This is a genomic window from Paracoccus sp. SY (assembly GCF_002901215.1).
GTDB classification, from domain to species: domain Bacteria; phylum Pseudomonadota; class Alphaproteobacteria; order Rhodobacterales; family Rhodobacteraceae; genus Paracoccus; species Paracoccus acridae.
In genome coordinates this window covers 19,129-27,024 of the sequence record NZ_NWMQ01000037.1, presented here as the reverse complement: position 1 = coordinate 27,024, position 7,896 = coordinate 19,129, and the positions used below count along the sequence as shown (strand labels likewise).

The following is a 7,896-nucleotide window of genomic DNA, read 5'->3' as shown; positions in this document are numbered from 1 at the left end:
GCTCGGATCATCGCTGGTTTGAAGATCGCGGACCGGCCTGCACGCTGCTGGTGTTCATCGATGATGCCACCGGCAAGCTGATGCAGATGCGCTTTGTCCCGTCGGAGACCACCGAAGCCTATTTCATGGTCGTGGAAGACTATCTGAGGGATTACGGCCGCCCGGTTGCCTTTTACTCCGACAAGTACAGCCTCTTTCGCATCAACCGTCCCGAGGTCCGCAACGGGCATGCCATGACGCAGTTCGGCCGCGCTCTGGCGGAACTGACCATCGAGATCCTCTGTGCCAACTCTTCGCAGGCCAAGGGCCGCGTGGAGCGGGCCAATCGCACCCTGCAGGGTCCTCTGGTCAAGGAACTGCGCCTTGCCGGCATCAGCGACATGGCGGGCAATGCCTTTCTGCCGGGTTTCATGGTGCGTCACAACGAACGCTTCGCCTGTCTTCCTGCCCACTCGGATGACCGGCACCGGCCGCTGAATGTGCCGGCATCGCGGCTCCGCGAGAGCCTCTGCATCCGCGATCAGCGCCGGCTCAGCGGCAACCTGGTGATCCATTACGAGCGCAGGAAGTTCATTCTGAATGACAGTGAGCACGCCCGCAGCGCCATCGGCCAGTATGTCGAGACCTATGCCCTTGCAGACCGGCCGCTCGAGATCCGCTGGAAGGGCTTGTTGCTGCCCTACCGGGTGTTTGACCCCAGCCAGCAGCGGGTGACCCACGCCAGCATCACCGAGAACAAGCGCCTGGCCGAGGTGCTGTCCTACATCATGATCCAGCAACAGACCAAGCCGCCGCAGGTCGGACTCGTGGGCAAACAACGAGATCACTACACGCCGACAGGCAAGCGCGGTCGTGGTCGAAAGAGCTGGCTCGACAAACGCGCCGAACGACGCGCGGCAGAAGCTCAGGCTGCGCAAATCCTGCAACCACCTGCACAATGACGACGGGCCCACATAGCCCTCAGCCACGATAGCCGAAACCTGCAGACGGCGCGCTGTCGCCGGCCCCGTCCCTACGGCCCTTGTGCTGGAGAGCGGGCCGGGGCCGGATTATCGCTCCAAGCCCATGCGACATTTCTAAATGGCTCACGAGGCGACATTTTAACTTGGTGACAACATGTTCGTGTCGCAGTGGAAGCGGCGGATAGATTCCCGACCTTGGTGCCAGGTTTTCCAATGTTGTAAAGAAATGGAACCTTCAACATCGCTGCGCATAACGTAAAGAAGCCTGCGCAAATCGACAATCATATCCTGTTCTAGTCCCTATCTTCGTGGATAACTGGATCGCAAATTTATCATGAGCAACGAAGGGGAGTACTATGAAGAAGATTGCCGCGACACTTCTCGCAACCTTCGCATTCCTGCCGCAGGTTCAAGCGGCAGAACCCGAGCAGTGCCGAAGCCCCAGCTTTTCCGACGTCGGCTGGACCGACATTACTGCCACCACCTCGGCTGCAGGGTTGGTGCTTGAGGCATTAGGATACGAACCGGAGGTTCAAGTCCTGTCGGTTGCCGTGACCTTCGAGTCATTGAAGCAAGGTGATACGGACATCTTCTTGGGCAACTGGATGCCCTTGCAAGAACCGATCCAGAAGCCGCTGGTCGAGGCCGGTGATATCGAAGTTGTGCGCGCCAACCTTGAAGGCGCCTTGATCGGGTTCGCAGTTCCGGCCACCACGTATGAGGCTGGATTGAAGACCTATGCCGACATTTCCAAGTTCAAGGATCAGCTTGGCGGCAAGATTTATGGGATTGAGTCCGGCAGCAGTGCGAACACGACCATCCTGGAGACGATCCAGGACAACGGCTTCGAGTTGGGCGACTTCGAACTGGTCGAGTCGAGCGAGCAAGGCATGCTGGCCCAGGTCGAGCGCGCCATTCGGGCAGAGGACGACATCTTGTTCTTCGGCTGGCGTCCCCATCCGATGAATGTCCGCTATGACATCGAATACCTAACCGAAGGCAACGACATGTTCGGCCCCGAAGACGGTGCCGCGACCGTGCTGACGAACACGCGCAGGGGTTTGTCTGCGGAATGCCCGAACCTGGGCAAATTTCTGGCAAACCTCTCTTTCACTGTCGAGGCAGAGGATGTGATGATGTCCTATATCCTGGACGAGGGGATGGAGGGACGCGAAGCGGCCCACCGGTGGCTGAGGGAAAACCCGACTGTGCTGGAGGCCTGGCTTGATGGCGTGACCACGGTGGAGGGCGAACCCGGGCAGGCGACCGCCATGAACAAGCTAGGTCTGTGAACCTTTTCTGGCGGCAGACGGCGCCTGCCCGAACTGCCGCCGGAAGGATCGCGACAGCGAGGCGATCGAAGAAAAGCCTGTCCGCACTGCGATATCGGCCATGGGCAGCCGGGTATCGGTGACCAGCCGACGAGCCGCCTGCAAACGCAGCGACAAGTAATATGCCGCCGGAGAACACTGGACTAGCCGGCGAAACAGAACCTCGACCGTGCGGATCGAGCAGCCAATGCGTTCCGCGATGTCGTGGATTGTCAGCGGCGTGTCGATATGCTGCTCCATGATCCGGATCGACTGAGCCAGCCGTGGATCGATCCGGCTGTCGCGCCCCAACGACACCAGCGGCTGGGCGTCCGAGGGCAGCCGCACCTCGTCATAGACATAAAGGCTTGCAACGTTCAGGGCAGCACCAAAGCCTTGGCGGGCCCGGACGAGCGCCAGCATGAAGTCCAGGGCCGGTGCCGCGCCGCCAGTCGTGAAGACCGTGCCGTCCACCACCCACCGGTCGGGGATCACACGAACCTGTGGGAAGCGCGTGGCGAAGTCCTCCAGATCTTCCCAATGGGTCGTGGCTTTGCGCTCATCCAGAAGGCCAGCCATCGCCAACACCCAACTGCCTGCCTCGACGCCCCCGACCATATGCGCCCGACGCGCCGCCTGTCGGACCGCGGTCAGCACCGTGGCCGAGGCATGTCCGGTGACGTTGAAGGCGGCCACGACGATCAGGACGTCGCAACGGTCCTGGGGCGCGAAGCAGCCGTCCACCTGCAGCGTCAGGCCACAGCTGGTCGTAACGGAACAGCCGTCCATCGACACGACTTTCCAGCGATAGGGCCGCTGACCCGAAATCCGGTTCGCTGCCCGCATCGGATCAAGCGTGGCCGCTATGCTCATCAACGAAGCATCGGGCAGGACCAGGATCGTGACTGTCAGGGGCTGGCTAGATTGCTGGAAGAGCATGTCCTCACATTCCATGACATTACTGGCCCGCCTCCGTTCGGCTCATTCACTATGCCGGGTCAGTGGCGGGCTGACCGACAGACCGACCAGCCCCCTCGGCCTTTAGCCCCGCATGGGACGCCACCCAGCCAGACAAGCTTTCCAACACTGCCCCGTCAGGTTCGCTGCTGCGGCGGGTAGACAGGTCAGTATGGATCAGCATCGTCTCGACCGTGGCGGCAAGGGTGTCGTCGCCACGCCACAGACGGTGGAACAGATGCAGACGCTTGCCTTTCCCTGCCAACACCTGCGTGGTGATGGTCAGTCGGTCGCCCGCATGGATTTCATCGAGATAGCGGATATGGTTCTCGACCGTAAAATAGCTGCGACCCGAGGTGATATAGGTGGCGTCCACGCCGATCATCTCCATGAACCGGTCCGTCGCCAGCGACGCGGCTTCAAGATAGTGGGATTCGTTCATATGTCCGTTGTAGTCGGTCCAGCTGACGGGGACTTGGCGCGTTGCGGTCACAGGCAATCCATCGCGTTCGCCCATGTCGGCCAAGATTTCCTCATGCGCGCGGATCACTCCGCCGGCGCCGCTGCCCGTGCGCCGCAGCGCCCGGATCATGCCAACCACATTGTCGTCGCGCAGCCGTTCCAGGTCCCGGATCGACAAATGTCCCGACTGGGCGTCGGACTGCGATGCGATCAGGTCAACCAGGTCGTCGTTGAATTCAGGCACGTCCATCAGCTTCGTCCAGGGCCAGGACAGCGCAGGGCCGAACTGTGCCATGAAATGCGCCATGCCAGCCTCGCCCCCGGCAATCCGATAGGTCTCGAACAGACCCATCTGAGCCCAGCGGATGCCGAAGCCCATTCGGATCGATTCATCGATCTCCCCGGTCGTGGCGATGCCGTCCTTGACCAGCCAAAGCGCCTCGCGCCAAACGGCCTCCAGCAACCGGTCCGCGATATGGGCGTCGATTTCCTTGCGGACAGTCAAGGGATACATGCCAATGCCGCGCAGGATGTCAGCGGCCTGGGCGCACGTTGCCGAGTCGCCCACCAGTTCGACCAGAGGCAACAGATAGACCGGGTTGAACGGATGGGCCACGATGGCCCGGGTTCCAGGCGCGTTCAGCTCCGACGGCTTGAAGCCCGAAGTGGAGGAGCCAATCACTGCCTCTGGCTCGGCCGCCTGCTGAATTTCGGGGAGGATGCGATGCTTCAAAGCTAGGGTTTCAGGAACGCTTTCCTGGATCCACTCGGCGCCTGCCACAGCCTCGGCCAAATCAGTATGAAAGGTTAGCTTGCCTTCGGCCGGCAAGGCGCGGTCATACAGTGCGGGCAGGGCGCGGCGGGCATTGGCCAGCACCTCGCCGATCTTGCGTTCGGCCTGGGGATCGGGGTCGAAGACCGCGACGTCCCAGCCGTTGAGCAGAAAGCGTGCGGCCCAGCCACCGCCGATGACCCCGCTGCCGATGATGGCTGCCTTGCTCATTCCGCTGCTCCCTTTGGCGCGCGTTTCATGAGACCCAGCTTTTTGCGCGCTTCCTGAGGCCCTATGACGCGCCCACCCATGTTTTCAATTATTGTGGCGGCCCGTTCGACAAGTTGTGCGTTTGTGGCAAGCTGCCCCTTGCCCAGCCACAGGTTATCCTCCAAACCGACGCGCACATTACCGCCCGCCAGCACGGCCGCGGCGACATAGGGCATCTGATCACGGCCCAGGCTGAACGCCGACCAGCACCAGTCGTCGGGCACCGCATTCACCATTGCCATGAAGGTATTGAGGTCATTGGGCGCCCCCCACGGCACCCCCATGCAGAGTTGCACAAGGGCGGGCCTCGCTAGGGTGCCTTCGCGGACCAGCTCCTTGGCAAACCACAGGTGGCCGGTGTCGAAAGCCTCGATTTCCGGCTTCACGCCCAAGACCGTCATCATGCCGCCCATGGCCCGCAGCATTCCGGGGGTGTTGGTCATGACATAGTCGGCTTCGGCAAAGTTCATCGTTCCGCAATCCAGCGTGCAGATCTCCGGCAGACATTCGGCAATATGGGCCATGCGTTCGGTTGCACCGGCCATGTCAGTGCCTGCCGTGTTGACCGGAAAGGGCGCCTCCGTATGGCCGAAGACGATGTCGCCGCCCATGCCGGCGGTCAGGTTCAGCACAACATCCACATCGGCATCACGAATACGATCCGTAACCTCGCGATACAGATCCAACCGGCGCGACGGCTTGCCTGTTTCCGGATCGCGGACATGGCAGTGGACCACGGCCGCCCCCGCCTTTGCTGCCTCAATGGCGTTGTCGGCGATCTGCTTCGGACTGCGCGGGACATGTGGCGACCGGTCCTGTGTTGCCCCCGATCCAGTGACTGCGCAGGTAATAAAAACGTCCTTGTTCATGGCCAGCGGCATCGCAACCTTCCTCCATTCAGCAGGTCACAGGCTAGGACTTCCTTTCATCAGGCGATGGTCCTATTCCTTCATTAAGAAGTCCAAACCCGTCCAAATTTTTCATGCGCGCCGCTTTCTTGCTGTTCGAGGGATTCTCGAACATGGTCCTGTCCTGCCTGCTTGAACCCCTGCGGGCGGTTCGCGACCAGGGGCAGGAAAATCTGTGCTGGCTTGTGCTGACGGCGGATGGAAGCCCGGTGCGGTCATCGAGCGGGCTTCTAGTAGCGCCAGACGTTGCAGCCGGTGGAACCTTTGATTTGCTGATCGTGGTCTCAGGCTATGGCTTTCGCGAACATTGCAACGCCAGCGGTATGCATCGCATATCAGCGCTTTCCCGGCAAAGCAGAGTCATTGTCGGTGCCGACACAGGGACATGGCTCCTTGCTGCTGCGGGGCTGCTTTCAGGCCACTGCGCCACGATTCATTGGTCTGTGGTTCCTGAATTTGCCGAAGCCTTTCCCGATGTTCATGTGGACCCCAGACCCTTTGTCAGGAAGGGAAGGTTCTGGTCCTGCGGCGACGCCTCCGGAGCCTTGAGCCTGATCCTAGACTTGATCGAAGAGCGCTTCGGCAAGGGCAGCGCCTTCCTGGCATCGTCCATGTTTCTCCATGAGGGGGATCGTTCCGTAGCTGGCCTAAGGACACGGACGATCTTGCCCATCGCTAAGGCTTCAGCCCGTCTGCATCAGGTAACCGACCTGATGGTCGATATGATCGAGACGCCGGTGCCAATTGCGCAGATGGCTGCGCAGTCCGGCCTCTCGCTCAGCAGCATGGAGCGGCTATTCCGCACCGAGGCAGGAATGTCGCCCGGTCGTTACTTCCAGATGCTGCGCCTGACCCGGGCCCGCGATCTTGCTCGCAGCACGGATCTCGAGGTCCAGACCATCGCACTTCGCTGCGGCTATGCGAACGCGTCCGCCTTGGGGAGGGCATATAAAAGTGCCTTTGGCGGGCCGCTCCGACCGTTCGGACGCGGGCGCCGGAAAAAAACATGATATCTACGGGATTTGCAAAAACTGGTGCGCGTCCCGTCAATGTATTGCCCATGCTGACCTTATACTTTGGCAAGAGGTCAACCTTTGCCAACTTTGTCTTGCTGATCTATAGCACTGGGCGAGCGTTTCTGAGAGGAGCAACTGATTTAAGAAAATCATTTGCGCAGCGCTCCCCATTATCCCCCAGACGTAGGACAAGATCGAACGCTGGCACCAGACCCTCAAGAACCGCATCCTGCTCGAAAGATATTACCTGCAGGGCCCTCCAAACCAAAACCAGGCGGCCTGCTCCAAATTATTCGATACGGACAGGACGGCAGGGTGCTTTGGCGGACATTCACATCTTAAGACGATGATCGATTTGTCTCTCATCTCGTCTCTTCGCTGATGTCGGCGAAACGCTCCATCCATCCGAGACTTTCCTCCGTTAGGCCATCAGGCAGATACTCCGCGCCGATAGGTCGGTTCCAGCCAAGCTTGTGGATTGCTCGGAGAACATAATCATAGTTCAGTTCGCCATGATCTGGCGTTCCTCGGTCGGGCACAGCAGCGATCTGGATGTGGCCAACCAGATTTAGCAGACTCGTAAGGCGGCGAACAACATCCCCCTCGATGATCTGGATGTGATAGCAGTCGAACATCATTTGCAGGTTTGGCGCGCCCAAGGTCCGGATGATATCGGCTGCTTGGCTTGTGCTGTTCAGGAAATACCCTGGCGCATTATATGGGTTCAGCGGCTCGATCAGGATGGCGATGCCATCCTTTGCCGCCTCGGCGCAGGCATGATCCAGATTGGCAAGGAATGTCTCACGCGCACGCGGACCGCTGCTGTTGCCCGCCATCACATGAACCGAAAGAGTGCCGCTGGCACGGGCATAGTCTAAAGCTTCATCGATAGCGGCGCAGGCTTCTGCTTCGCGGCCGGGCAGAGCAGAGAGGCCATTCTCGCCGATCTTAGTATCGCCCCGTCTCGTGTTCAGACCCAGCATGGACAGCCCCGTTTCCTGGAGCGCATCACGGATTTGATTAGCAGGCACTGCGTAAGGCCAATGGCATTCAACGGCGGCAAAGTTCGCCATGCTTGCTGCGTGGATGGCGTCAGGCAATGGCAGGTTGTTCCACAGAAAGCCTAGATTAGCAGAAAACTTCATTTGCTCCACTTAAGATTGAAGGTAACGCCGGTATCGCGGAGCTGCGCCTTGTCCAGTTTTCTCGAATGCAACTCGCACGTTTAGACTGGCAGCC

Annotated in this window: 7 protein-coding genes; 3 read left to right on the top strand and 4 right to left on the bottom strand. The window is 60.1% G+C overall.

Features of this window, described 5'->3' with window-relative positions:
* Both CK944_RS17895 and choX read left to right on the top strand, forming a co-directional pair.
* On the top strand, nt 1-941 hold a 941-nt coding region (locus CK944_RS17895; RefSeq protein WP_103174442.1), incomplete at its 5' end, for an ISNCY family transposase.
* Between the two features lie 377 nt (nt 942-1,318).
* Nucleotides 1,319-2,254, top strand: a complete 936-nt coding sequence (choX, locus tag CK944_RS17890; protein WP_103174441.1) for a choline ABC transporter substrate-binding protein — start codon at nt 1,319-1,321, stop codon at nt 2,252-2,254.
* Here the strand turns inward: choX and CK944_RS17885 are convergent.
* From CK944_RS17885 to CK944_RS17875, 3 genes are read right to left on the bottom strand one after another with little or no spacing between them, the layout of a single operon-like run.
* Nucleotides 2,243-3,211 (bottom strand): GlxA family transcriptional regulator, encoded by a 969-nt coding sequence (locus CK944_RS17885; protein WP_103174443.1) that lies wholly within the window; start codon nt 3,209-3,211, stop codon nt 2,243-2,245. The genes choX and CK944_RS17885 overlap by 12 nt on opposite strands.
* Before the next feature lie 49 nt (nt 3,212-3,260).
* Nucleotides 3,261-4,694, bottom strand: coding sequence for a carnitine 3-dehydrogenase (locus CK944_RS17880; RefSeq protein ID WP_103174440.1), 1,434 nt, complete (start codon nt 4,692-4,694; stop codon nt 3,261-3,263).
* Nucleotides 4,691-5,614, bottom strand: coding sequence for a 3-keto-5-aminohexanoate cleavage protein (locus CK944_RS17875; RefSeq protein ID WP_103174439.1), 924 nt, complete (start codon nt 5,612-5,614; stop codon nt 4,691-4,693). The genes CK944_RS17880 and CK944_RS17875 overlap by 4 nt, the downstream gene beginning before the upstream one ends.
* Nucleotides 5,615-5,715: 101 nt before the next feature.
* Between CK944_RS17875 and CK944_RS17870 the strand changes: the two genes are divergently transcribed.
* Nucleotides 5,716-6,651 (top strand): GlxA family transcriptional regulator, encoded by a 936-nt coding sequence (locus tag CK944_RS17870; protein WP_103174438.1) that lies wholly within the window; start codon nt 5,716-5,718, stop codon nt 6,649-6,651.
* Nucleotides 6,652-7,019: 368 nt separating this feature from the next.
* On the opposite strand, the gene CK944_RS17865 is transcribed toward CK944_RS17870, so the two are convergent.
* Nucleotides 7,020-7,802: a hydroxypyruvate isomerase family protein gene (locus tag CK944_RS17865; RefSeq protein ID WP_103174437.1), complete on the bottom strand. Its 783-nt coding sequence runs from the start codon at nt 7,800-7,802 to the stop codon at nt 7,020-7,022.
* Nucleotides 7,803-7,896 lie beyond the last annotated feature (94 nt).

Bases quoted from the DNA above. Each gene is read 5' to 3' on its own strand.
- choX (WP_103174441.1), top strand. From the start codon at position 1,319: ATGAAGAAGATTGCCGCGACACTTCTCGCAACCTTCGCATTCCTGCCG.
- CK944_RS17885 (WP_103174443.1), bottom strand. From the start codon at position 3,211: ATGCTCTTCCAGCAATCTAGCCAGCCCCTGACAGTCACGATCCTGGTC.
- CK944_RS17880 (WP_103174440.1), bottom strand. From the start codon at position 4,694: ATGAGCAAGGCAGCCATCATCGGCAGCGGGGTCATCGGCGGTGGCTGG.
- CK944_RS17875 (WP_103174439.1), bottom strand. From the start codon at position 5,614: ATGCCGCTGGCCATGAACAAGGACGTTTTTATTACCTGCGCAGTCACT.
- CK944_RS17870 (WP_103174438.1), top strand. From the start codon at position 5,716: ATGCGCGCCGCTTTCTTGCTGTTCGAGGGATTCTCGAACATGGTCCTG.
- CK944_RS17865 (WP_103174437.1), bottom strand. From the start codon at position 7,802: ATGAAGTTTTCTGCTAATCTAGGCTTTCTGTGGAACAACCTGCCATTG.